General features: G+C 73.9%; 21 protein-coding genes. 5 read left to right on the forward strand and 16 right to left on the reverse strand.

Annotated elements, in window-relative coordinates:
* Positions 1-7 precede the first annotated feature (7 nt).
* Genes CGE01nite_RS01350 through CGE01nite_RS01365 form a run of 4 tightly spaced genes read right to left on the reverse strand, consistent with a single transcriptional unit; the run spans position 8 to position 3,859 of the window.
* Positions 8-340, reverse strand: a complete 333-nt coding sequence (locus CGE01nite_RS01350; protein WP_048342803.1) for a non-heme iron oxygenase ferredoxin subunit — start codon at positions 338-340, stop codon at positions 8-10.
* Positions 337-1,641 carry a Fe-S cluster assembly protein SufD gene (sufD, locus tag CGE01nite_RS01355; protein WP_048342804.1) on the reverse strand — a complete coding sequence of 435 codons (1,305 nt, stop codon included), beginning with the start codon at positions 1,639-1,641 and terminating at the stop codon, positions 337-339. The genes CGE01nite_RS01350 and sufD overlap by 4 nt, the downstream gene beginning before the upstream one ends.
* On the reverse strand, positions 1,641-3,080 hold the full coding sequence (sufB, locus tag CGE01nite_RS01360) for a Fe-S cluster assembly protein SufB (RefSeq protein WP_048342805.1): 1,440 nt from the start codon (positions 3,078-3,080) through the stop codon (positions 1,641-1,643). Before sufB ends, sufD begins: the two co-directional genes overlap by 1 nt.
* On the reverse strand, positions 3,077-3,859 hold the full coding sequence (locus tag CGE01nite_RS01365) for a helix-turn-helix transcriptional regulator (protein ID WP_048342806.1): 783 nt from the start codon (positions 3,857-3,859) through the stop codon (positions 3,077-3,079). The genes sufB and CGE01nite_RS01365 overlap by 4 nt, the downstream gene beginning before the upstream one ends.
* A 164-nt stretch (positions 3,860-4,023) precedes the next feature.
* Here CGE01nite_RS01365 and CGE01nite_RS01370 point away from each other — a divergent pair, with 164 nt between their 5' ends.
* The 5 genes from CGE01nite_RS01370 to CGE01nite_RS01390 all read left to right on the forward strand — a co-directional run bounded on the left by CGE01nite_RS01370 (position 4,024) and on the right by CGE01nite_RS01390 (position 8,747).
* Complete coding sequence (locus tag CGE01nite_RS01370; RefSeq protein ID WP_048342807.1) at positions 4,024-4,971, forward strand: ABC transporter ATP-binding protein; 948 nt, start codon at positions 4,024-4,026, stop codon at positions 4,969-4,971.
* Positions 4,968-5,729 carry an ABC transporter permease gene (locus CGE01nite_RS01375; RefSeq protein WP_048342808.1) on the forward strand — a complete coding sequence of 254 codons (762 nt, stop codon included), beginning with the start codon at positions 4,968-4,970 and terminating at the stop codon, positions 5,727-5,729. The genes CGE01nite_RS01370 and CGE01nite_RS01375 overlap by 4 nt, the downstream gene beginning before the upstream one ends.
* Before the next feature lie 86 nt (positions 5,730-5,815).
* Positions 5,816-6,823 carry a COX15/CtaA family protein gene (locus tag CGE01nite_RS01380; protein WP_229747540.1) on the forward strand — a complete coding sequence of 336 codons (1,008 nt, stop codon included), beginning with the start codon at positions 5,816-5,818 and terminating at the stop codon, positions 6,821-6,823.
* A gap of 65 nt (positions 6,824-6,888) precedes the next feature.
* A complete protein-coding gene (locus CGE01nite_RS01385; RefSeq protein ID WP_141368503.1) occupies positions 6,889-7,935 on the forward strand; it encodes an ATP-binding cassette domain-containing protein in 1,047 nt (348 codons plus the stop codon).
* Positions 7,935-8,747 (forward strand): ABC transporter permease, encoded by an 813-nt coding sequence (locus CGE01nite_RS01390; protein WP_048342810.1) that lies wholly within the window; start codon positions 7,935-7,937, stop codon positions 8,745-8,747. The genes CGE01nite_RS01385 and CGE01nite_RS01390 overlap by 1 nt, the downstream gene beginning before the upstream one ends.
* Before the next feature lie 65 nt (positions 8,748-8,812).
* Here the strand turns inward: CGE01nite_RS01390 and CGE01nite_RS01395 are convergent, their stop codons facing one another.
* The 12 genes from CGE01nite_RS01395 to CGE01nite_RS17210 all read right to left on the reverse strand — a co-directional run bounded on the left by CGE01nite_RS01395 (position 8,813) and on the right by CGE01nite_RS17210 (position 22,277).
* Positions 8,813-9,295, reverse strand: a complete 483-nt coding sequence (locus CGE01nite_RS01395) for an NUDIX domain-containing protein (RefSeq protein WP_307722624.1) — start codon at positions 9,293-9,295, stop codon at positions 8,813-8,815.
* A gap of 134 nt (positions 9,296-9,429) precedes the next feature.
* Positions 9,430-11,097 carry a CTP synthase gene (pyrG, locus tag CGE01nite_RS01400; protein WP_141368505.1) on the reverse strand — a complete coding sequence of 556 codons (1,668 nt, stop codon included), beginning with the start codon at positions 11,095-11,097 and terminating at the stop codon, positions 9,430-9,432.
* 100 nt (positions 11,098-11,197) lie between these two features.
* The gene (gene murJ / locus CGE01nite_RS01405) at positions 11,198-12,850 is read right to left on the reverse strand and encodes a murein biosynthesis integral membrane protein MurJ (RefSeq protein WP_141368507.1); all 1,653 of its coding nucleotides are present in this window, start codon (positions 12,848-12,850) and stop codon (positions 11,198-11,200) included.
* The gene (locus CGE01nite_RS01410; RefSeq protein WP_048342813.1) at positions 12,847-13,728 is read right to left on the reverse strand and encodes a hypothetical protein; all 882 of its coding nucleotides are present in this window, start codon (positions 13,726-13,728) and stop codon (positions 12,847-12,849) included. The genes murJ and CGE01nite_RS01410 overlap by 4 nt, the downstream gene beginning before the upstream one ends.
* Complete coding sequence (locus CGE01nite_RS01415; RefSeq protein ID WP_141368509.1) at positions 13,725-14,807, reverse strand: copper transporter; 1,083 nt, start codon at positions 14,805-14,807, stop codon at positions 13,725-13,727. Before CGE01nite_RS01415 ends, CGE01nite_RS01410 begins: the two co-directional genes overlap by 4 nt.
* Before the next feature lie 31 nt (positions 14,808-14,838).
* Positions 14,839-16,023: a putative cytokinetic ring protein SteA gene (gene steA, locus CGE01nite_RS01420; protein ID WP_048342815.1), complete on the reverse strand. Its 1,185-nt coding sequence runs from the start codon at positions 16,021-16,023 to the stop codon at positions 14,839-14,841.
* 6 nt (positions 16,024-16,029) lie between these two features.
* Positions 16,030-17,760 (reverse strand): DNA repair protein RecN, encoded by a 1,731-nt coding sequence (gene recN / locus CGE01nite_RS01425; RefSeq protein ID WP_141368511.1) that lies wholly within the window; start codon positions 17,758-17,760, stop codon positions 16,030-16,032.
* Positions 17,757-18,731, reverse strand: a complete 975-nt coding sequence (locus CGE01nite_RS01430; protein ID WP_141368513.1) for an NAD kinase — start codon at positions 18,729-18,731, stop codon at positions 17,757-17,759. The genes recN and CGE01nite_RS01430 overlap by 4 nt, the downstream gene beginning before the upstream one ends.
* Positions 18,728-19,534, reverse strand: a complete 807-nt coding sequence (locus tag CGE01nite_RS01435; RefSeq protein ID WP_141368515.1) for a TlyA family RNA methyltransferase — start codon at positions 19,532-19,534, stop codon at positions 18,728-18,730. The genes CGE01nite_RS01430 and CGE01nite_RS01435 overlap by 4 nt, the downstream gene beginning before the upstream one ends.
* 4 nt (positions 19,535-19,538) lie before the next feature.
* Positions 19,539-19,925, reverse strand: a complete 387-nt coding sequence (locus CGE01nite_RS01440; RefSeq protein ID WP_082156320.1) for a hypothetical protein — start codon at positions 19,923-19,925, stop codon at positions 19,539-19,541.
* 172 nt (positions 19,926-20,097) lie between these two features.
* A complete protein-coding gene (locus tag CGE01nite_RS01445; RefSeq protein WP_141368517.1) occupies positions 20,098-21,132 on the reverse strand; it encodes an HAD-IIA family hydrolase in 1,035 nt (344 codons plus the stop codon).
* Positions 21,129-22,277: a hypothetical protein gene (locus tag CGE01nite_RS17210; RefSeq protein ID WP_229747541.1), complete on the reverse strand. Its 1,149-nt coding sequence runs from the start codon at positions 22,275-22,277 to the stop codon at positions 21,129-21,131. Before CGE01nite_RS17210 ends, CGE01nite_RS01445 begins: the two co-directional genes overlap by 4 nt.
* Positions 22,278-24,171: the final 1,894 nt, after the last annotated feature.

A 24,171-nucleotide genomic window follows, 5' to 3' on the forward strand; every position in this document is an offset into this window, starting at 1 on the left:
TGGAAGGTCAGAGGGTCCGGTCCACGTCGACGAGCACGCGCTCGCCGTCCAGCGTGACCGGGTAGACGGGGACGGGGGTGACGGCAGGCGGGCTGAGCGGCTTGCCGGTGCGCAGGTCGAACCGCGAGCCGTGCAGCCAGCACTCGATCGTGCAGCCCTCGACCTCGCCGTCGGACAGCGAGACCGCGCCGTGCGAGCAGATGTCGCTGATCGCGTGCAGCTCACCGTCGTCGTCGCGCACGAGCGCGACCTCGACGGTCCCGGTCTCCGCCTCGAGCTCGACGCGCAGGGTGCCGCCGGTCGGCACGTCGGACGCGTAGCAGGCGAGCTGTGCGGTCATGCGTGCTGACCGACCGCGTCGACACCCCGATCGGGTGCGGCCTGCGAGGTCGCGCCGTCGAGCACGGACATCGACTTCTCGAGCTCGTCCTCGATCGCGGCGATGAGGCGCTCCTCGATCTCGGGAACGCCGATCTCGTGCACGAGCTCGGCGAAGAACCCGCGCACGACGAGCCGACGCGCGTCGGGCTCGGGGATGCCCCGTGCCCGCAGGTAAAAGAGCTGCTCGTCGTCGAACCGACCCGTCGCGGACGCGTGCCCCGCGCCCTCGATCAGGCCGGTCTCGATCTCGAGGTTCGGCACGGAGTCCGCGCGCGCCCCGTCCGTCAGGACGAGGTTGCGGTTGAGCTCGTACGTGTCGGTGCCCTCGGCCTCGGCCCGGATCAGCACGTCGCCGACCCACACCGTGTGCGCTCCAGCACCCTGCAGCGCGCCCTTGTAGGTCACGCGGCTCACGCAGCTCGGCACCGCGTGGTCGACGAACAGGCGGTGCTCCTGGTGCTGCCCGGCGTCCGCGAAGTACAACCCGAGCATGGTGACCGAGCCGCCCTCGCCGGCGAACTCCGCGTCGGGCGTCACGCGCACGACGTCGCCGCCGAGCGTCACGACGATGTGCTTGACCGTCGCGTCACGGCCGACCTTGAGCCGGTGCGAGGCGGCGTGCACGGAGCCCTCGGCCCAGTCGTGCACGGACACGACCGTGAGGTGCGCGCCGTCCTCGGCGACGATCTCGACCGTCTCGGTGAGCGCGGCGTGGCCGACGTGGTCGATGACCACGGTGCCCTGCGACATCGCCTCCGCACGCACGACGAGGTGCGCGGCGCTCGGCTCGAGCGGCGCGTCCTGCGTGCCCGCGCCCTCGACGCCCTCGATGCGGATCGACGTGACCTTCGACGTCACGGCCTCCTGCGGGATCGTCACGAGCGTGGCACGCGGCGCCGAGGCCCACGCGACGGCCGCCGCGCGGTCCCCCGGCTTGCCGACGACACCGAGACGCGCGTCGCCGCGGTCGACGATCTCGACCGCGACCTCGGGCGACTCGACGACGGTCGTCAGGACGCCGTGCCCGTCGAGCACGCCGTCGGTGTCCGCGGCGAACAGCGGCGCGAGCCGGGCGACGGGAGCGAACCGCCACTCCTCCTCGCGACCGGTGGGGACGGCGAAGTCCGCGACGTCGAAGGACGTCTTGCGCTCGGCGCGCGAGGCCTCCGGCACACCGCCCACCCCGTGCGTGTGCGCGCCGTCCGCGACCGCGCGGGAGTGGTCGGTCGCCAGGCCCGACTCGTTCGTGGTGGTCGTCATCAGCCGACGGCCCCTTCCATCTGCAGCTCGATGAGGCGGTTGAGCTCGAGGGCGTACTCCATGGGCAGCTCGCGTGCGATGGGCTCGACGAACCCGCGCACGATCATCGCCATGGCTTCCGTCTCCGGCATGCCTCGGGACATGAGGTAGAACAGCTGGTCCTCGCTCACGCGGGACACCGTGGCCTCGTGGCCCATCGACACGTCGTCCTCGCGGACGTCGACGTACGGGTAGGTGTCCGAGCGGGAGATCTGGTCGACGAGCAGGGCGTCGCACAGCACGTTCGACGCGGAGTGCGAGGCCCCCTCGAGGATCTGCACGAGGCCGCGGTACGACGTGCGCCCACCGCCGCGCGCGACCGACTTCGAGACGATCGACGACGACGTGTGCGGTGCGGCGTGCACCATCTTGGAGCCGGCGTCCTGGTGCTGGCCCTCGCCCGCGAACGCGATCGAGAGCGTCTCACCGCGCGCGTGCTCGCCCATGAGGTAGATCGCCGGGTACTTCATGGTGACCTTGGAGCCGATGTTGCCGTCGACCCACTCCATGGTCGCGCCCTCGGCCGCGGTCGCCCGCTTGGTCACGAGGTTGTACACGTTGTTCGACCAGTTCTGGATCGTCGTGTACCGCACGCGGGCGTTCTTCTTGACGATGATCTCGACGACCGCGGAGTGCAACGAGTCCGACGAGTACACCGGCGCGGTGCAGCCCTCGACGTAGTGCACGTACGAGCCCTCGTCGGCGATGATCAGCGTCCGCTCGAACTGGCCCATGTTCTCGGTGTTGATCCGGAAGTAGGCCTGCAGCGGGATCTCGACGTGCACGCCCGGCGGGACGTAGACGAACGAGCCGCCCGACCACACCGCGGTGTTGAGCGAGGCGAACTTGTTGTCGCCGGGCGGGATGACCGAGCCGAAGTACTGCTCGAAGATCTCCGGGTGCTCACGCAGGCCCGTGTCGGTGTCGAGGAAGATGACGCCCTGCTCCTCGAGCGACTCCTGGATCTGGTGGTACACGACCTCGGACTCGTACTGCGCCGCGACGCCGGCGACGAGGCGCTGCTTCTCGGCCTCGGGGATGCCGAGGCGGTCGTACGTGTTCTTGATGTCCTCGGGCAGCTCTTCCCAGCTCGTCGCCTGCTTCTCCGTGGACCGCACGAAGTACTTGATGTTGTCGAAGTCGATGCCCGACAGGTCCGCGCCCCACCAGGGCATGGGCTTCTTCTCGAACATCCGCAGCGACTTCAGGCGCGTCTTGAGCATCCACTCCGGCTCGTTCTTGAGCCGGGAGATCTCCCGCACGACGTCCTCCGACAGGCCACGCCTCGCGGTCGCGCCGGCGGTGTCCGTGTCGTGCCAGCCGTAGTTGTAGCTGCCGATCGAGGCGATGGCCTCGTCCTGCGTCATCGGCTGTGCCGGGTCCTGCGTAGGTGCGCTCATGCGTTCGTTCCTTCCGGGGCGAGCACAGGGGGGGTCGTGACGGTCGTGGGGTGGGCGGTCAGGCTGACCGCCACCGGGATGTTCGTCGTGCAGACGTGGCCGCCGCCGGCGAGGGTCGCGAGCCGCTGGACGTGGACACCGAGCAGGCGCGAGAAGGCTCGTGCCTCCGCCTCGCACAGCTGCGGGAACTCGTGGGCGATCTCCTGCACCGGGCAGTGGCCCTGGCACAGCTGGACCGCGCGTCGGCCGGGGACGGTGCGGGCCGTGGCGGCGTAGCCGTCGCCCGAGAGCGCCTGTGCGAGCGCCTCGGTGCGGGCGGCGAGGTCGCCCTCGGGAAGTCCGTCCAGCGCGGGTGCCAGTCGTGCCTCGAGCTCGGCGACGCGCTGCGTCGCGAAGGTCTCGACCGCGTCCGGCCCGACCGTGTCCGCCAGGAACCGCAGTGCCTGGGCGGCGATCTCCGCGTAGCGGTGCGACAGCGCCGTCTGGCCCTGCGGGGTGACGACGTAGTGCCGTGCGGGGCGGCCGCGGCGGACCGGACCGACGCCCGAGCCGTCGTGGACGGTGATCTGCGCCGTGCTCTCGAGGACGCCGAGGTGGCGCCGGATCGCCGCGGGAGTCAGGTCGAGGCAGGCGGCGAGCTCGGCTGCCGTGATCGGCCCCTCGCCGGCGACGAGCTGAAGCACGCGCTGGCGCGTGCTGGCGTCGCTCGAGTCCTCGGGCGGGGCGGTCGCCGACAGGGGCGCCTGCGTGGCGCGCTCCTCGTGCAGGACGTCGCTCATCTCACCTCCCTACGCACCGCGTGCGGAACCCAGAACACCATTCGGAAACATGGTTGTTGCCAAATTCCATCTTGGCAAGCAAGGCATGCCTTCGCCCGGGCCCGACCCACGTGACGTGCGGCACGCCACCGCGAGGGGCCCGCGGCCACCTAGACTGCTCGACCGTGCCCGCAACCGAACTCGTCGAGCACGCCGTCGAGGTCACCGGCCTCGTCAAGCGGTACGGCGACCGCGCCGTCGTCGACGGCCTGGACCTCGTCGCCCGCCCTGGCGCCGTGACCGCGGTCCTCGGCCCCAACGGCGCCGGCAAGACCACGACGATCGAGTGCTGCGAAGGGCTGCGCAAGCCCGACGGCGGTGCGGTGCGGGTCCTCGGGCTCGACCCGCACGAGGACGCCGCCGCACTGCGCCCCCGCGTCGGCGTGATGCTGCAGGACGGCGGCCTGCCCACCGGGATCCCCGCGGCACAGATGCTCGAGCACGTCGCGCGCATGTACGCCGACCCACGCTCGCTCGACGAGCTCACCGAGCGTCTCGGGCTGGCGTCGTTCGGGCGCACGACCGTGCGGCGCCTGTCCGGCGGCCAGCGTCAGCGCCTCGCGCTCGCCGCGGCCGTCGTCGGACGCCCGCAGGTCGCGTTCCTCGACGAACCGAGCGCGGGCATGGACCCGCAGTCGCGCCATGCCGTGTGGGACCTCGTGCGCGAGCTGCGCGACGAGGGTGTCGCGGTCGTCCTGACCACGCACCTCATGGACGAGGCCGAGGACCTCGCCGACCACGTCGTGGTCGTCGACGGCGGCCGGGTCATCGCGCAGGGTTCGGTCCGCGACCTCGTCTCCTCGAGCGACGACCGCACGCTGCGTCTCGACGCCCCCGCAGGCCTCGACGTCGCGGCGATCACGGCGGCGCTCGCGCGGCCGGGCATCGCCCCGCTCGACGTCGCCGAGGTGTCGCCCGGTGCGTACACCGTGGTCGGTGCCGTCGAGCCGTCGACCGTCGCGAGCCTGACCGCGTGGCTCGCCGAGCGCGGCGCGCTGGCGACCCGGCTGACCGTGGGTCGGCGCACGCTCGAGGACGTGTTCCTCGACCTGACCGGACGGACCCTGCGATGACGACGAGCCACGCCGGCGCGGCGTCGCCCCGCGCGCGGGTCCTCGCCCAGACCGCCTTCGAGGCGCGCGCGATCCTGCGCAACGGCGAGCAGCTCCTCGTGACCGTCGTCGTCCCCGTGCTCGCGCTCGTCGGGCTCGTGAGCGTCGACGCGCTCGACGTGGACACCGGCGGGCTGAGCCGGATCGACTTCTTCACGCCGGGCATCCTGGCGCTCGCCGTCATGACCTCGTCGTTCACGTCGCAGGCGATCGCCTCCGCGTTCGACCGGCGCAACGGCGTCCTGCGGCTGCTGTCGACCACGCCGCTCGGCCGGGGCGGGCTGCTCGTCGGCAAGGTGCTGGGCGTGCTCGTCGTCGAGCTCGTGCAGGTGCTGGTGATCGGCCTGACCGCGGTCGCGCTCGGGTGGCGGCCGTCCGCGGTCGGCGTCGCGCTCTCGCTCGTCGCCGTGCTGCTCGGGACGGCGGCGTTCACGTCGCTCGCCCTGCTCGTCGCGGGGACGCTACGCGCCGAGGCCGTGCTCGCGGTCGCCAACCTCGCGCTCCTGCTGCTCGCGTTCGCGGGCGGCGTGATCGTCCCCGCCGACCGCCTGCCCGGGGCGCTCCAGCACCTCGCGCTGCTGCTGCCGTCGGGCGCGCTGGGTGAGGCGATGCGCGGTGCGTTGCAGACAGGTGCGCTGCCCGCGTGGTCCGTGGTCGTGCTCGTGGGATGGACCGCCGCGCTGGGCTGGGGCGCCGCGCGCCTGTTCCGCTGGCACTGAGCCACCGCGCGACCCTGCCCGATGTCACACCCGGCCCGCCGGGCAGCACGCCGAGCCGCCTCGTCGCGCGGCCTAGGCTTGGCCCCGTGAGCGCGAGCCCCCCTGATGTCCGTCCCGCCCCCGCGCGCCGCGCGTGGGACGCCCTGCTGGCCTGGCTGCGCGCGCACGTGCGCACCGTGCTCGTGGCGAACCTCCTGCTCCAGATCGCGATCGTGGGCACGGGTGGCGCGGTGCGCCTGACCGCCTCCGGCCTCGGCTGCTCGACGTGGCCCCAGTGCGAGCCGGGCAGCTTCGTGCCGCAGCTGCACGACGCGACGACCTACCACGTGTTCGTCGAGTTCGGGAACCGGCTCATGACGTTCGTGCTGACCGCCGCCGCGGTGGCGGTCGTCTACGTCGTGTGGGGCGACCGGGACCGCGTGCGCTCCTACCGCCTGCTGGGCTGGGTGCCGATCGCGGGGGTCGTGGCGCAGGCCGTGATCGGTGGCGTGCTCGTGCTGCTCGAGCTCCCCCCGATCCTCGTGTCGCTGCACTTCCTGGTGTCGATGGCACTGGTCGCGGGCTCGCTCCTGCTGCTGCACCGGCACGACGAGGGTGACGGACCCGCGGTGGTCGTCGTCGACCCGGCCACCAGGCTCCTGGCGGACGTGGTGGCGGTGCTCCTGGCCGTCGTGCTCGTGCTCGGGACGCTGACGACCGGCGCGGGGCCGCACTCGGGTGACGACGAGGTCGGCTACCGCCTCGCGGTCGACCCGATGCTCATGGCGAAGATCCACGCCGCGGCGGTCTGGGCGTTCGTCGCCGTGCTGCTCGTCGTGCTGTGGCGCACCCGCACCTCCGGACCGTCGGGCGCACGCGCCGCCGCGACGCACCGCGCGGCCGTGATCCTGCTCGTGCTCTCGGTGCTGCAGGGCGCGATCGGCTACGTGCAGACCGCGACCGGACTGCCGATCGCGCTGGTCAACCTGCACCTGATCGGCGCCGCCCTGCTCGCCGCGGGTGGCGCGCGCGTGTGGCTGTGCACCCGCACGCGGGGCGTGCCGGACGCGGTCGAGCCGGCGCGGGTCGAGCCGGGGTCCGCCGCCGCGCGCTGACGCCGCAGGGAACAGATCCGACAAACGGGGTGCCGAGTGTCGGCGGTCACACCTACAGTCGCGGCATGACCGATGACCACTCGGGCCCGCGCGCGGGCCGGCACTCCACGACCGGGCTGGCCGCGCCGCCCGGCACTCCGGCAAAGGCTGCCGTCGCCGCTCGCGGGCTCGTGAAGAAGTACAAGGACGTCGTCGCGCTCGACGGCGTCGACCTCACCGTTCCCGAGGGCACCGTCCTGGGTCTGCTCGGCCCGAACGGGGCGGGCAAGACCACCACGGTGCGCATCCTGGCGACCCTGCTTCAGCCTGACTCGGGCACAGCTGAGGTGGCCGGGATCGACGTGCTGCACCACCCTCGAGCGGTCCGGCGCAAGATCGGGCTCTCGGGTCAGTACGCCGCGGTCGACGAGTACCTCACGGGGTACGAGAACCTCGAGATGATCGGCCGCCTCTACCACCTGGGCAAGGCGCGCTCACGCGAACGCGCGCGCGAGCTGCTCGCGCAGTTCCGCCTCGACGAGGCGGCCGACCGGCCGTCGCGCACGTACTCGGGCGGCATGCGCCGACGGCTCGACCTCGCCGGCGCGCTCGTGGCGAGCCCGCCGGTGATCTTCCTCGACGAGCCGACCACCGGCCTCGACCCACGCGGCCGCGCGGAGATGTGGGAGGTCATCCAGACGCTCGTCGCGGGCGGGACGACTCTGCTGCTGACCACCCAGTATCTCGAGGAGGCCGACGTCCTGGCGGACGACATCGTGGTGATCGACCACGGCAAGGTCATCGCCCAGGGCACAGCCGACCAGCTCAAGCTCCAGGTCGGCGGCGAGCGCCTCGACCTCACCGTCGCGGACGAGACGCTGCTCGAGCAGGCAGCGGCCTTGCTCGAGCCACTCGGCGTCGGCAAGCCCACGCTCGACGCGAGTCGCCGGTCGCTGCTCATGCCGGTCACCGGCGGCGCCCGCACGCTCACCGAGGCGCTGCGGCGGCTCGACGACGCGGGGATCACGCTCGACGACGTCGGCCTGCGCCGGCCCACGCTCGACGACGTGTTCCTGACGCTGACGGGACGCCCGGCCGAGGACGACGAGACCGAGACGAAGGGAGACGCGTGATGGCCTTCCCGACCGTGCTGAGCGACGCGCACGTCGTCGCCAGGCGCAACATCATCAAGATCAAGCGCGTCCCCGACCTGCTGGTCTTCACGACGCTCTCGCCGATCATGTTCGTCCTGCTGTTCGCGTTCGTGTTCGGCGGCGCGATCCAGGTGCCCGGCGGCACCGACCCGAGCGCCTATCGCGAGTTCCTCATGGCGGGGATCTTCGCGCAGACGGTGATCTTCGGCGCGACGATCACCGGCGCGGGCCTGGCCGAGGACGTGAAGAAGGGGATCATCGACCGCTTCCGGTCCTTGCCGATGGCGCCGTCCGCCGTGCTCACCGGGCGGACGATGTCCGACGTCGTGAACAACGTGCTGGTGCTCATCGTCATGTCGCTCACCGGGCTGCTGGTCGGCTGGGCCATCCACAGCTCCGTGGGCGAGGCGCTCGCGGGGTTCCTCCTGCTGATCGTCTTCGCGTACGCCGTGTCGTGGATCATGGCGTGGCTGGGCATGCTCGTCCCGAGCGTCGAGGTCTTCAACAACGCGACCTTCATCGTGATCTTCCCGATCACGTTCGTCGCCAACACCTTCGTGCCGCTCGAGACGCTGCCCAAGGTGCTCCAGACGTTCGCCGAGTGGAACCCCGTCTCTGCCGTCACGCAGGCGTCCCGCGAGCTGTTCGGCAACATCCCCGCGGGAGTGCCCGAGCCGACGGCCTGGCCGCTGCAGAACGCGACGCTGTACACGCTGATCTGGACCGTGATCATCCTCGCGGTGTTCATCCCGATCGCGAACCTGCAGTACCGCCGCAGCACGAGCCGCTGAACGACGAAGGCCGGTGCCCGACGCTCGTCGCGTCAGGCACCGGCCCCTCGTCGTCGCGTCGCCGCTCAGGGCGTCGCGGGCTCGAGCGTGTCCCAGCCGCGCGCGCGAGCGGCCACCGCCGCGAGCACGCCGATCGTCGTCGTCGGGCTCGCGAACCGGTCGCCGAGCACGCCCGCGACAGCCTCGTCGAGCGGCACCCACCGGGCCACCATCGCAGCCTCCTCGTCCTCCCGTGCGAAGCGGTCCGCCTCGGGGACGGGCGACAGGTCGCGGGCCACGAAGACGGTGATTCGCTCCGAGGAACCGCCGGGCGTCGTGAAGAACTCGACGAGCCGCCACCAGCGACCGGCCACCAGGTCGGCCTCCTCGGCGAGCTCGCGCGCCGCGGCCCGCACCGGGTCCTCGCCAGGCACGTCGAGCAGTCCCGCGGGGGGCTCCCACAGGACGTGCGCGACCGGGTGCCGGTATTGCGACAGCAGCAGCACCCGGTCGTCGTCGTCGAGCGCGATCACCGCGACCGCGCCCGTGTGCGCCACGTACTCACGCACCACCTGCGACTCACCCAGGTCGACGCGGTCGCGCGCGAGGTCCCAGACACGGCCGTGGTAGACGACCTCGTGCTCGAGGACCTCGTGCCGCGCCGCGACGTCCCGGACGGGCTCGTCGGACCCGACGCCGCTCGTCAGCTCTCGTCCTGCCGGGCGAGCGCCGCCGCGACCAGACCCGCGAACAGCGGGTGGGCACGGTTCGGGCGCGACTTGAACTCCGGGTGCGCCTGCGTCGAGACGTAGTACGGGTGCACGTCACGCGGCAGCTCGACGAACTCCACCAGCGAGGTGTCGGGCGAGACGCCCGAGATCACCAGGCCGGCCTCCTCGAGCTGCGCGCGGTAGGAGTTGTTGACCTCGTACCGGTGGCGGTGCCGCTCGGAGATCCGGTTCGCGCCGTACGCCTCGGCGACGACCGAGCCGGGCGTGAGGACCGCGTCGTACGCACCGAGACGCATGGTCCCGCCGAGGTCGCCCTCGCCGCCGACGATCGCCAGCTGCTCGGCCATCGTCGCGATGACCGGGTGCGCGGGGTTGTCGTCGAACTCCGAGGAGGACGCTCCGTCGAGGCCGAGCACGTTGCGGGCGTACTCGATGACCATGCACTGCAGGCCGAGGCAGATGCCGAGCGTCGGGACGCCGTTCTCGCGCGACCAGCGCAGCGCCCCGAGCTTGCCCTCGATGCCGCGCACCCCGAAGCCGCCCGGCACGAGGACCGCGTCGACGCCCTCGAGCGCCGACTGCGCGCCCGCCGGGGTCTGGCAGTCGTCGGACGACACCCAGCGGATGACGACCTTCGCGTCGTGGTGGAAGCCGCCCGCGCGCAGCGCCTCGGTGACCGACAGGTACGCGTCCGGCAGGTCGATGTACTTGCCGACGAGCGCGATCTCGACCCGGTACGCCGGCTCGTGGACGCGCTTGAGCAGCTCGTCCCAGCCGCTCCAGTCGACGTCGCGGAACGGCAGGCCGAGCCGCTGCACCGCGTACGCGTCCAGACCCTCGGCGTGCAGCACGCGCGGGATGTCGTAGATGCTCGGCGCGTCCTTGGCGGTGACGACGCCCTCGGTGTCGACGTCGCAGAACAGCGCGATCTTGCGCTTGATGCTCTCGGGCACGTCACGGTCGGCGCGGAGCACGATCGCGTCAGGCTGGATGCCGATGCTGCGCAGCGCGGCGACGGAGTGCTGGGTCGGCTTGGTCTTCAGCTCGCCCGAGGGGCCGATGTACGGCAGGAGCGAGACGTGCAGGAAGAACACGTTGTCGCGGCCGAGGTCGTGGCGCACCTGGCGGGCGGCCTCGAGGAACGGCAGCGACTCGATGTCGCCGACCGTCCCACCGATCTCGGTGATGATCACGTCGACGCCGTCTTGCGCCTGCGCCCGCATGCGTGACTTGATCTCGTCGGTGATGTGCGGGATGACCTGCACGGTGTCACCGAGGTACTCGCCGCGACGCTCCTTGGCGATGACCTGGGAGTACACCTGGCCCGTCGTCACGTTCGCCGACCCGACGAGGTTCACGTCGAGGAAGCGCTCGTAGTGCCCGACGTCGAGGTCGGTCTCCGCACCGTCGTCGGTCACGAAGACCTCGCCGTGCTGGAACGGGTTCATCGTCCCAGGGTCGACGTTCAGGTAGGGGTCGAGCTTCTGCATCGTGACCGTCAGGCCACGGGAGCGAAGGAGTCGGCCGAGGCTGCTCGCCGTCAGGCCCTTGCCGAGAGAAGAGGCAACTCCCCCGGTGACGAAGATGTGCCGGGTCAGATGGTCCGACCGCCCGGTGAGTCGGTGCGCGCGCTCTGTCACGGGATTCCAGCCTACCCGACCGCTGGGCCCATGGATGCGGCCGACGCGGTGAGTCGGCCCACTCCCGGGTGACCCGCTCCTCGCCGTGCCATGACGGCGCTCACTCGTCCGGCAGCTCGACGACCGGGGCGGAGGCCGGTACGGGCGTCCGCTCGACCCGCAGGACGTCGACGGCGGTGCGCCGGTCGAGCAGCGCGACGGCACCCGCGACGACGACGAGGGCCACGACGGCCCCGCCCGCACCGGCGCCGACCGCCGTCCAGAGACCGTGGCCGGCGACGTCCTGGACCGTGTCGGCGACCCAGCGGCCGGTGGCACCGGCCACCGTGACGGCTCCGGCGAGGACCGCGAGCGTGCGCACCACGCCAGTGAGCGCGCCGCCGCCCGCAGCACGACGCAGCAGCACGAGCGCGCTGCCACCTCCCGCGAGCATGCCGATGCTGCTCGCCGCCCCGATCGCCACCACCGCGCCGCCCGCGGGGACCTGTGCGCGCACGAGCACCACCGCAGCGACCGCCACCACGCCCCAGCCGACGACGTTGGCGGCGACCGCCAGCCGCCCCCGCTCGAGCGCGTACAGCGTGCGTGAGACGTGGAAGAGCAGGGCGAAGCCGACGAGCCCCGGCATCATCCAGGTGAGCGCAGGACCCATCTCGTCGGCGACCGTGGCGTCGTCGGCGACCACGGCGAACACCGTGGCGACGGCGGTCGCGGCCGCGACCACGACCGCGACGCCCGCGCCGGCCGCGATGAGCACGCCCCGGGTCGTCACCGCGGCCATCCGCGCGAAGCCCACGCGGTCGCCCGCCGAGGCGCGTGCGGCGATCCGCGGGAAGGACGACGTCGCAAGCGGCACGACGAGCACCGCGTACGGCAGCAGGTAGACCTGCTGCGTGTAGAGGAACCGGGTGAGCGTGCCCTCCTGCGCGTACGGCTGCCACCACGCGACCTTCATGATGACGAGCAGCGCGAGCTGCTGCGCCGCGACGGCCCCCACGCCCGCCAGCGCGAGGTGGCGCAGGCGGCGGCCCACGCCGTGCGGGAACCGCAGGGTCGGGCGCAGCCGGACGCCGAGCCGCCGGACCGGGACGAACATCGGCAGGCACATCGCCGCCACCCCGAGCGTGGTCCCCCACGCGAGCACGTCGAGCGCCTGGCTCTCCAGGGCCGCGGGGTCGGACTGCTCGCCGTTCGCGAGCGCGCCGTAGACGACGTAGGTCGTCATGACGACGAGCGAGGAGATGACCGGCGCGAACGCCGGCCAGAAGAACCGCTTGTGGGCCTGCAGGACCGCGTAGAGCAGGACCGCGACGCCGTAGAGCGGGACCTGGACCGCGAAGACCAGGATGAAGAACCTGATGAGGTCGACCTGGTCGGAGGTGTGGGCCAGCGCGTGCGCGATCGGCGTCGACAGCGCCGCGAGCAGCACAGCGAGCGGCGCCAGGACCAGCAGCGTCCAGCCGAGCGCACCGGACGCCGTGCGCTCGACCTCGCGCCGGTCACCGCGCGCGATCGGCCCCGTGAGCAGCGGGACGAGCGCGCCCGCGAGGGCACCCCCCGCGGCCACCTCGAACAGGACGTTGGGCAGCAGGTTCGCGGAGTTGTACGCGTCGCCGATCACGCCGGGCCCGACCTCGGACGCCTGCAGCAACCACCGACCGAACCCGAGGAGCCGCGACAGCACGGTGACCGCCGCGATCATCGCCGCGGCGCCGGCCAGCCCGCCGAGCGCGCGGCGAGCAGCCGGGCTCACGCGCTCGGAGCCGGCGCGTGCACCGGCCGGCGACCCCACCGGTCGATGTCCCGCAGCACGGGTGTCGCCTCGATGACCGCGGTGAAGCTCACCTTCTCGCTCACCACGGTCAGCCCGACGGTCGCCGCGAGCGCGGCGAGGCGGACGGCACGCGGGGCCCCGAGGACGAGCGCCGAGCCGAGCGCCGCCCCCAGCGCGTTGGCTCCACCGTCGCCGAGCATGTCGGTCTCGGCGAGGTCCTGGTCGGCCGCGGCGGCCGACGCCCCGACGATCGCCGCGGCGGCCGGCCCACCCGCGCCGGGTGCGAGCACCATCGGCACGGCCGCGATCGTGGCCGCCTTGAGCGCACGCCCGGGCCGCAGGTCGAGCAGGTTGAGGAGGTTCGCGGTCGAGGCGATGAGCGCGCCGGAGACCGCGACGTCGGTCCCCCACCCCACCAGGCCGCGGCGGATGCCGTCGTCGCCCGTACGCGGGGTGGCGACAGCGGCCGCCAGCAGCGCGCCCGCACCGATCCCGAGGACCTTGAGCCCGCCCGTGGTGACCCGGCCCTGCGCGAGCGCACCGAGGTGCCCGCGCAGGCCCTTGCGCCGGTCGTCGAGGTCCTCAGCGAGGTCGTCGACGATGCCGAACGCCGCGCCCGCCGCCGTCGCGATCCCGACCGCACCCGCGGCCCGCGCGCTGGGCGCGGCCACGACCGCACCCGCGACGAGACCCGCCGCGACGGCCGGCCCCTCGAGCATGCTCACGGGCTCGCCGCGGTGATTCGTGCGGAGCCAGCGCTGCTGACCGCCGGGCGCGTGCTCCTCGAGCACCGCGCGCACCACGGCGGTCACGGTCCGTGCCGTCGCGACCGCGCCGAGCCTGCGCCCGATGCTCACCCACCGCTCCCCGGGTCGGTGGTGGCCTCGCCGCTCGCGTCGCCCGAGCCGTCCGGCGCCTGGCTCTCCGAGCTCACGACCGGCGTCCGGTCGACGGGCGCGAGCACGACGACCGGCGGGACCGCGGTCTCGTCGTCGCCGAACCCGTAGTGGCCGTTGGTCCCGGCGATCCGGGCCGCGAGCGCGAGCGGCGTCGACACCTGCCCGGTGACCACGTCAGCTCCCGAGACAGTCGTGAGAGCCGCGGCGAGCGTCTCGTCGCCGAGCACGGCGTCGACGAGGCTGCCGTTGCCTCGCTGGCCGTCCGCGAGGACCGCCCCCTCGGACAGGTCCTGGGCGGCGCTCAGCACCGCGACCTGCGCCGCGAGCACGTCAGCGTCCGACTCCGCGTCCACGCCGGGGGTCGGCGTGGCGGCGCCGTCGACAGCAGGCGCGGTGGGGACGCCGAGCACGACGACCGCGTCGGCCCCGGTGACGACCGGGTCCGCGAGCGTGATCATGGGGTTGTCGCCCTGCGACAGGATCGCCAGGACGTTGGCCGCGTCTGCCGTGAGCGTGTCCGGCGAGGCCGGGTCGGCACCCGTCAGCCCCTGCACGAGGGCCTGCGCGAGCTGCTCGTCGAGGGTCGCGTCGTCGGCCGGCGCGGGGTCGAGGTTCTCCAGCAGGAGACCGACGAGCGCGTTGCGGAACGAGCGCAGGTCGGGGTCGTACCACGCGTCGGTCAGCGCGGCGTGCGCCGTGACCGTCGCGCCGGCCTGCGAGAGCCGGTCGTCGATCGCGGTGCGCTCGCCCTCCGGCACGTCGCCCAGCGCGATCACGGCGACGCGACGGTCGGCCAGCGCGCCGGACAGCAACGCAGGTCCCGAGGCGTCCACGAACTCCTGGGCGTCGGCGAGGTCGCCCGACGTCACGTCGAGCTGCGTGCGCAGCTCGTCCTTCTCGGTGCGCAGCTGGTCCACCTGGCCGGTGAGCGTGTCGCCGATCGTCTCCTTGAGGGGACCGGCGCCCAGCGCGATGCCGACGGCGAGCGCCAGGAACACCGAGATGAGCGAGACGAGGTGATAGCGGAAGTCGATCACGAGGTGGTCTTTCCGTCGGTCCGGTGGGTGCTCATGCGCCGCCTCCGAAGAGGCCGCGGACCCACGAGGTGAAGTCGTCGATGCGCGCACCCATGAGGCCGAAGAACGTCTGGCCCGCCTCGGTCGAGGCGAGCGCGACGCCCAGGGCGAGCAGGCCCGCGAGCACCAGGAGGGTGAGCTGGAGGTTGGAGATCCGCTGGCGGTACAGCCGCGAGACGCCCTTGGCGTCGATGAGCTTGCCGCCGACGCGCAGGCGGGTGAGGAACGTGCTCGCCATGCCCGAGCGGCCCTTGTCGAGGAACTCGACGAGCGTCGCGTGCGTGCCGACCGCGACGATCAGCTCGGCGCCCTTGTCGTCGGCCAGGAGCATCGCGACGTCCTCGCTCGTGCCGGTCGCGGGGAACACGACGTGCGGGACGCCGAGCTGCTCGACGCGTGCGATGCCGGGGGCGCGACCGTCCCGGTAGGCGTGCACCACGACCTCGGCACCGCAGCCGAGCGCACGGTCGGAGACCGAGTCCATGTCGCCGACGATCATGTCCGGCCGCCAGCCCGCCTCGAGGATCGCGTCCGCGCCGCCGTCGACGCCGATGAGCACCGGGCGGTACTCGCGGATGTACGGGCGGAGCGTGACCAGGTCTTCCTTGTAGTGGTAGCCGCGCACCACGATCAGCACCTGTCGCCCGTCGATACGCGTGTCGATGTCCGGCACGCCCACGCCGTCGAGCAGCAGGTCCCGCTCGCGTCGCAGGTAGTCCATCGTGTTCGCCGCGAACGACTCGAGCTGGACCGACAGGCCCGCGCGAGCCTCCTCCATCGCGAGCGCGACGATCGCCTCGGTCTGCTCGACGCCCTCGGCGACGAGCGTGTCACCGTCGTACACCGCGCCGTCGAGCACCCGTACGTGATGGCCCTCGGGGATCGCCATGACGTCGGGCCCGAGGTCGTCGACCAGCGGGATGCCCGCCTCGATGAGGATCTCCGGACCGAGGTTGGGGTAGCGGCCGGAGGTCGACCGTGCCGCGTTGAGCACCGCCGCGGGCTGGCACGCGACGAGGGCCTCGGCCGAGACGCGGTCGAGGTCCTCGTGGTCGATCACGGCGACGTCGCCGGCGCGCAGGCGCTTGGTCAGCGACTTGGTACGGCGGTCGACACGTGCGGACCCGGCGACCCCGGGTTCAGGCGTGGGTGGGCGACGACGCAGCGTAGATCTCATCGTCGGTCATCGTCCCACGGCTGACAGGTCGAGGAGCTCCGCTGCGTGCGCGCGTGCCGCGTCCGAGTCCTCCTGACCCGAGAGCATGCGGGCGAGCTCGCGTACGCGGCCCTCGCCCGTGACCGACGTCACGTCGGACGCCGTCACGACGTCCACCCCGTCGTGTGAGGACTTCGTGACGACCAGGTGATGATCTGCGAAAGCAGCCACCTGCGCCAGGTGCGTCACGACCAGGACCTGGGCGTCCCGAGCGAGCGCAGCGAGCCGCCGGCCGACCTCGACGGCGGCCTTGCCACCGACTCCGGCGTCGACCTCGTCGAAGACGAACGTGCCCGGTCGGTCACCGCCGGAGCCCTCCGCGAGCGCCACCTCGAGCGCCAGCATGACGCGCGACAGCTCACCGCCCGACGCCCCCTTGCCGAGCGGGCGCGCGGGCGCCCCGGCGTGCGGCACGAGCAGCATCGAGACGTCGTCGACGCCGTACGGGCCGGGCTCGTCGGTCGGGGCGACGCTCACCACGATGCGCGCTCCCGCCATCGCCAGGCCCGCGAGCTCGGCGGAGACGACCTTGGCGAGGCGCTCGGCGGCGGCGGTCCGCGTCGCGCTGAGCGTCCCCGCCAGCGCACCGATCCGCTCGTCGAGCGTCGCGACCTGCGCCCGCAGCTCGTCGATCCGCTGATCGCCGCCCTCGAGGTCGAGCAGCCGCAGACCGGCCGTGCGCGCCCACTCGAGCACCTCGGCGACGTCCGAGCCGTACGCGCGCGTGAGGGTCGCGAGCTCGGCGCGGCGCTGGTTGACGACCTCGAGCCGACGCGGGTCGGCCGCCAGGTCGCCCGCATAGGCCGCGAGCTCGGCCGCGGCGTCGGCCAGCAGGTAACCGGCCTCGCCCACCCGCGTCGCGAGCTCGGCGAGCGCCGGGTCGTGCGACGCGACGTGCTCGAGCGCCCGACGAGCGTGCTCGACCAGATCCGCGGCGCTGGCCGCCTCCGCGCCGCTCTCGTCGCCCGCGAGCGCGGTGTGCGCCGTCGCCGCCGCCACGCGCAGCTCCTCGGCGTGCGCGAGCCGCTGCTCCTCGGTCGCGAGCTCGACGTCCTCGCCCGGCTGCGGGTCCACCCGCTCGACCTCCGCGAGCCCGAGCCGCAGCAGCTCCGCCTCGCGGGAACGGTCCTGGGCGCGGTCGACGAGCTCGGCCAGCTCCTGGCGCACCCGCGCACGCTCGGCCCACGCGTCGCGGTACTCGCGCAGCGTGCGGCCGTGGTCGGGACCCGCGAACTCGTCGAGCGCGGCCCGCTGGTGCGCCGACGAGCGCAGCCGGGCCTGGTCCGCCTGTCCGTGCACCGTGACGAGGGACTCGGCGAGCTCCGCCAGCACCGACTGCGGCACCGAGCGCCCACCGACGAACGCGCGCGACCTGCCCGTGCCCGACTCTCCCGCCGCGCCGACCGTGCGCACGAGGAGCAGGCTGCCGTCCTCGTCGACCTCGCCGCCCGCCTCGAGAGCGCGGGCGACCGCGGCGTGGTCCGCGTCGAGCACGACCCGCCCCTCGACGGACGCACCGGACGCGCCCGTGCGCACCGTCGCAGGGTCGGCCTTCCCGCCCAGGAGCAGCGACAACGCCGTGAGCACCATCGTCTTGCCCGCGCCGGTCTCACCCGTGAGCACGGTCAGTCCGCGCCCCAGCGTCACGTCGGCGGTGCCGATCACCCCCAGGTCGGCGATCCGGATCTCCGCGATCACCGAGCACCCACCTCGTCGTCGAGCCCCGTGCGACCCGCGCCGGCCGCGTCCTGACCGTTCGAACCTCCGGCGGCCTCGTCCAGCACCGCCTCGTCACGGTCCGCCTCGTCGTCGACGCCCGCGGACGCGAACCCACGCCACCCCTCGACGGGCAGCGCGAACTTCTGCACGAGCCGCGTCGTGAAGGGTGCGGGCGAGAGGCGCGCGAGCCGCACGGGCACGTCACTGCGCGTGATCTCGACGCGTGACCCCTGCGGGATCTCGACCGTACGGCGCCCGTCGCACGTGAGCTGGCCCGGCGACGGCGAACGCTCGAGCACCTCGAGCGCGAGCCGGCTCGCCGGGCCCACCACGAGCGGGCGCGCGAACAGCGCGTGCGCGGCGACCGGGACGAGGATCATCCCGTCGACGTCCGGCCACACGACAGGCCCACCCGCGGAGAACGCGTGCGCGGTGGAGCCAGTCGCCGTCGCAGCGACGACGCCGTCGCACCCGAAGCTCGACAGCGGTCGTCCGTCGACCTCGACCGCGACCTCGAGGACGCGCGAGCGGTCACCCTTCTCCAGCGCCGCCTCGTTGAGTGCCCAGTCCTCACGCACGTCGCCGTCCGGCAGCAGGACGCGCACGTGCAGCGTGACACGCTCCTCGACCTCGAAGTCCCCCTCCGTGAGCCTCCGGACGGCCTCGCCGACGTCGTCCCGCTCGCTCTCGGCGAGGAACCCGACGTGCCCCAGGTTCACCCCCAGCAGCGGCACCCCCGTACCGCGCGTCAGCTCCGCGGCGCGCAGGATCGTGCCGTCGCCGCCGAGCACCACCGCGAGCTCGAACTCGGGCAGGTCGGTGGCGACCGCGTCCTCGGCAGCCAGCACGGCCTCGATGCCGGCCGACTCCAGCACCCGCACGGCCTCGCGCGTCGCGGCGACTGCCGCGCGCCGGCCGCGGTGGGTGACGATCACGGCACGCCGCGTCACAGCTCACCTCCGGGATCCTCGCCGCGCACGACGTGCGCGATCCGCTCGACGGGGACGTCCGACGAGCGCTGCGGCCGCAGCCACAGGAAGTACTCGACGTTGCCGCTCGGGCCGGGCAACGGGCTCTGGACCACTCCGCGGACCGTAAGCCCGAGCTCGGCTGCCGCTCGCGCCACGCCGACGACGGCGTCCACCCGCAGCTCCGAGTCCCGCACGACGCCGCCCGAGCCCAGCCGCCCGCGACCGACCTCGAACTGCGGCTTGACCATCACGAGCAGGTCCGCGTCCGGTGCCGCGACCGCGACGAACGCAGGCAGCACGAGCGGCAGGGAGATGAACGACAGGTCGGCGACGACGAGCGTCGGTGCGGGCACGACGTCACCCGCTGCGAGCGTGCGGACGTTGACTCCCTCGCGCACGTCGACGCGCGGATCGCTGCGCAGCCGGTCGACGAGCTGGTCGTGCCCCACGTCGACCGCGCACACCGATGCGGCACCGCGGCGCAGCAGCACGTCGGTGAACCCGCCCGTGCTCGCGCCTGCGTCCAGGCAGCCCCGGCCGGCCGGGTCGAGCGCGGGCAGCGCGTCGAGCGCGCCGGCGAGCTTGTGTCCCGCGCGCGAGGCGTAGTCCGGGCCGTCGGTCGACGCGACCTCCACGCCCAGCTCGGGAGTCACGTGCGTCGCGCTGCGCCGTGCGGGCCGCCCGTCGACCGTGACCAGGCCGGCGGCGATGAGCTCGCCCGCCTGCTGGCGCGAGCGAGCCAGGCCGCGCCGTACCAGCTCGGTGTCGAGTCGCGTGGTCACGCCGTCAGCCCTGGGCCTCGGCCAGCCGGTCCTGCAAGGCGCCGTGCACGGCGTCGAACGCCGCGACGTGCGCGGGCAGAGGGCGATCGGTCAACCCGTCGAGCGAGCGCAGCGCCTCGTCCACGGCGCCGTCGCCGGTGAGCCCGCCCGCGGTCGCGTGATCGGACGTCGAACCGTCGGGTGCCGCGCCGCCGTCGCCCCGCCGCGCGTCGGCCACCGTCACAGCGGCCGCATCGCGAACGGCCGCCGCGCTGACGCGGGCCGAGAGCGCGGCCGGCGACGGCACTGCGGCACGCTGCGTGTCGTCGTCCACCGTGTCGGCCTCCTCGTCGCGCTGGGCGCCCCGCGGGTCGCGGGGTCGCTCGTCCTGCTCGGTCTCGCGCCCCGGCACGGGCTCGGTCCACGGCCGCGCGAGCGGTCGGGCTCCTCGTCCTGCCGGGCGCCTGCCTTTCGTGTGCGTCGGGCTCGCCCCACGCTACCCGCAGGGCCCGACGAGCCGGGGTCGCGACCCACAGGCACGCGACACCCGGACCTCGTCGGACGAGCCCGAGCGTCCGACGACGTCAGGCGAGGTCGGTCGCAAGCTCCGGGACGGTCGCCTCGTCGAGGGTCTCGCCCGCGTCGACCGCGGCCCACGCAGCGGCGCACGCGGCGCGCACGACGTCCAGCTGCGACGCGGTCGAGTCGTCGCCGCCCCGCCCGAGCTCGAGCGCGCCGCCGACGACGCGCGCCGACGCCTCACGGCACGTCCACCACCCGTCCGCGGCGGGGACGGGCTCGGGGTGCGGCTCGTGCAACGCACGCAGGTCGGCGCCGATCAGGTGGGGACGCTCGCCCGGGTGCGCGAGCACGTCGTCACGCGCCGAGCTGACCCCGGTCAGCACGTGCAGCCCGACGAAGCCGCCCGACCGCGCACCCGCGAGGTCCGTGTCGAGCCGGTCGCCGACGACGAGTGCCTCGCGGGCTCCCGCGCGCTCGACCGCCATCCGGTACATGGCCGGCGACGGCTTGCCCGCGCTGTCCGGCGTCACACCGGTCGCGGCACGCACCGCACCGACGAGCGAGCCGTTGCCCGGCGCGAAGCCCCGCGCGGTCGGCAGGCTCAGGTCCAGGTTGGACGCCACGTGCCAGGCGCCCCGCTCGATCGCGTACGCGGCCTCGGCGAGCTGGGCCCAGCCGACCTCGGGCGCGAAGCCCTGCGCGACCGCCTCCGGCTCGTCGTCGGCGGAGTCGACGACCGTGAACCCGGCCTGACGCACGGCGGTGCGCAGACCGGCACCGCCGACGACGAGCACGCGCGCACCGCGCTCGAGCCGCGTCCGGAGCAGCTGCGCCGCGGCCTGCGCCGCGGTCATCACCTCGGCCGCCGTGGTCGGGATGCCCAGCCCGGTGAGCTGGTCGGCCACCGACTCGGGCTCACGCGAGGCGTTGTTCGTCACGAAGACGAGGCGCATCCCGCGATCACGCGCCCCGGTCAGCCCGTCCGCCGCGTGTGCGATCGGCTCGTGTCCCCGGTACGCGACGCCGTCCAGGTCGACGAGCGCGAGGTCGTACGCCTCTGCGGGCGCCACCGGGGCCCCGACCAGTCCAGCCTTCACGCCTGCGTCTCCCCGCCGTCCTCGAGGTCGGTCGAGTCACCCGAGGCCTCGTCAGCCGGGCTCGTCGCCGCCTCGTCGGCCTCGTCGGGCGCAACCTCGCCCGACACAACCTCGTCCGTCGCAACCTCGTCCTGCGCGACCTCGTGACGGCCCGCGTCCTCGGTCGCCGCTGCGGCGACCGGCTCGACGGCGTCCTCGTCACCAGGCAGGTCGTCGACGGCATCGACACCAGGACCGTCGGCACCGGCCGCGCCTGCATCGCGCGCGTCGACGACGTCACGCTCGTTGACGTCGTGCTCGTTGACGTCGTGCTCGGCCCCGACGCGCGCCGTGCCCTCGCGGGCATCCTCGTCGACGGCCAGCTCGTCCTCGTCCTCCGCGAGGTCGAAGACGACGACCTCGTCCTCCTCGTCCGGAGCGTCCTCGCCGGTCGCCTCGGCCAGCTGCTCGGCCGTGAAGCGCGCGAGCTCCGCCTCGGCGTCGCTCCCGCGCCCGGCCGCCTCGAGGGCGGCCGCCTTGGCGACCGCGACGCGCACCGCAAGAACCCCGGACGCCGCGCGGGCCTCGGGTGTGCCGAGCGCCGCCACGGCGGCCTCCGCCTCGCCGAGGTCGAGCCGCGCGCCGCTCACGACGATCGCGAGCTCGACGCGCGTCTCCGCCGGCAGCGTCTGCGCCTCCGGGCTCTGAGCAAGCGCAATCGCCCGCTCGGGACGCTCGAGCCCTCGCTCGCAGTCGGCCATGATCGCCAGGTGCTCCGACGAGCCGTTGAGGCGCCGCACGGTGCGAAGCTCGCGCAGCGCCTCGGCGTAGCGCCCGGTGCGGTACGCCGCGAGGCCAGCGGCCTCCCGCACGACGTCCACCCGGCCGCCGCTGCGCACCGCAGCCTGAGCGTGCTCGTACGCGAGCTCGGGGTCGACGTCGAGCAGGCGCCCGACCATCACGAGGTGCCGCCCGACCTGGTTGGCGTTCTCCTTCGACAGCGTCCGCAACGGCGCGCGTGCGGCGCGGTCGAGGTCACCGAACACCACGTCCTCGGGGATCTCCGGACCGGAGACCCTCTGGTCCTGCGGGGGTCGCGTCGGGCGACGGTCGCCCGACGCGCCGCGGTCGTCGGACCGACGCCCGTCCTGCGCGCGGCCTCCCACCGGGGCACCCGAGCCGCGCGACCACGAAGGACGCGAGAAGGCGTCGCTGCTCAGACCGTCGCGACCTCGCGGCGCGCCGCCGGCGGGACGACGAGCGCCCTCGCGCGTGCCGGTGCCCTCGTCCCGTCGACCGCCCCCCTCGCGACCCTGGGCTGTGCCGGGCCGCGCAGCGGCAGGACGCCGGTCCGAGGTCGGCGGGCGGTCCGTCCACTCGCGACGTTGCGGGCGCTCGCGCGCGTCATCACGGCGCGACGACTCACTGCGCGCACCGAAGGTCCGCGGCGCGTCGTCGCGAGGCGGCCGCTGCCGGTCGCCACGCGCGCCTGCGTCATGCCCGTACGACCCGTGACTGCGATCGCTCGTGCCCCGGTCGAACCCGCCCGTGCGACCAGAGGCCCCACGCGGTGCCCGATCGGATCGGTCGCCGCCGTCGCGCTGGCCGCCCCCAGCAGGACGCCCGGTCGCCGGGCGATCGCGGTCCTGACGCCACTCCTCACGACCCGCTCGGGGCGCGCCGCCGGTCCCGCCGGCGCGATAGCCGGAACCGGCCCGCCCGCCACCCTGCCGGGTGTCGCGCGACCGGTCGTCACCCCACCGAGGCGTCTCGCGGCCTCCGTCGCGCGGAGCGCGGTCGTCGCGTCCACGCGACGCGGCCCGCTCACCTGCGACGAACGGGCGGCCACGAGGTGCGTCCCCGCCGGGACGCCCGTACCGCGCGTCGCCGCCACGGGATCGGGCGTCACCCGAGGGCCGTCGGTCGTCACCCGCGCTACGGAACGTGCGGCTCTCACCGTCGCGGGGACGGTATCCACCGCTGTCCCCGCCGCGCGAGCCACCGTCACGGGGCGCGAACCCGCCGGCCGAACGACCATCCCGCTGACCGCCCGAGGCGTAGCCTCCACGGCTGTCGTCGCGCCGATCGCGCTGAGCACCCCCGCTCGAGGCACCGTCACGCCACGTCCCGCGCGATCGGTCGCCGGCGAAGCCGCCGCGCCCGCCCGGGCCGCCACGTCGCTCCGCGGAGCCGCCTGCACCGGACCCGGACGAACGCTGACCACCACCGACACCGCCCCCGGCGAAGCGCTCCCCGCCGTCGCCCGCGCCGTACGAGCGCGGACCACCCGACGAGCGCAGACCACCCGACGAACGCGGACCACCCGACGAACGCGGCGCACCGGAACCACCGGAGCCATAGGATCGCTCACCGCCTGCGCCGGCCCCGTAGGGCCGACCCCCACGGGACTCACCGGAACGCGAGTACCCGCCGCCCGCGCGGGACTCACCGGAACGACGGTCGCCACCGGCACTGAGGGAGTCACCGCCGCGCTGCGGACCTGACTCTCCACGACGTCCGGCGGATCGGTCATCGGACCGCCCGTAGGAGCCGCGGCGGTCACCTGAGCCGCTGTCACGCGATCCACCCACGGGGGGACGTCCGCCGCTGCCCGGTCCGCGCCGCGCGTCGCCGCGCCCTGCGCCGTGACCGCCGGGCCGACGCGCGTCGTCCCTCGATCGGCCTTCGTCTCGACCCGCCGTGCCGTCGCTGTTCATGAAATGTGTTCTCCTCGCCTGGAGGAACATCGTCTCATCCGCGGTGGTCTCGCACCGCACCGAACGAGGCGCCGAGAACGTGACGCTGACCGCCCCCCGGCGCTCCGGGAGCACCGCCGGCGCGCAAGCCACACCCTGACGACCGCGCGAGGCGAGCTGCCGCTTCCGGCCGGCCCAGCGAGAACCAGGCGCGCGTCACCCCGGCACGCCGACCTCTGGAAGCCCAGCTGTGAATCGACACGCCGCTGGCCGAACCACCACTCGCCGCGTCAGACCGACTGGAACCGACCTCGTCTGCTCGCTGATCCCGCCCTTGCTCGCCGGCGCGAGCAGCACTGACGGA

Source organism: Cellulomonas gelida, from assembly GCF_006538725.1.
GTDB lineage: Bacteria > Actinomycetota > Actinomycetes > Actinomycetales > Cellulomonadaceae > Cellulomonas > Cellulomonas gelida.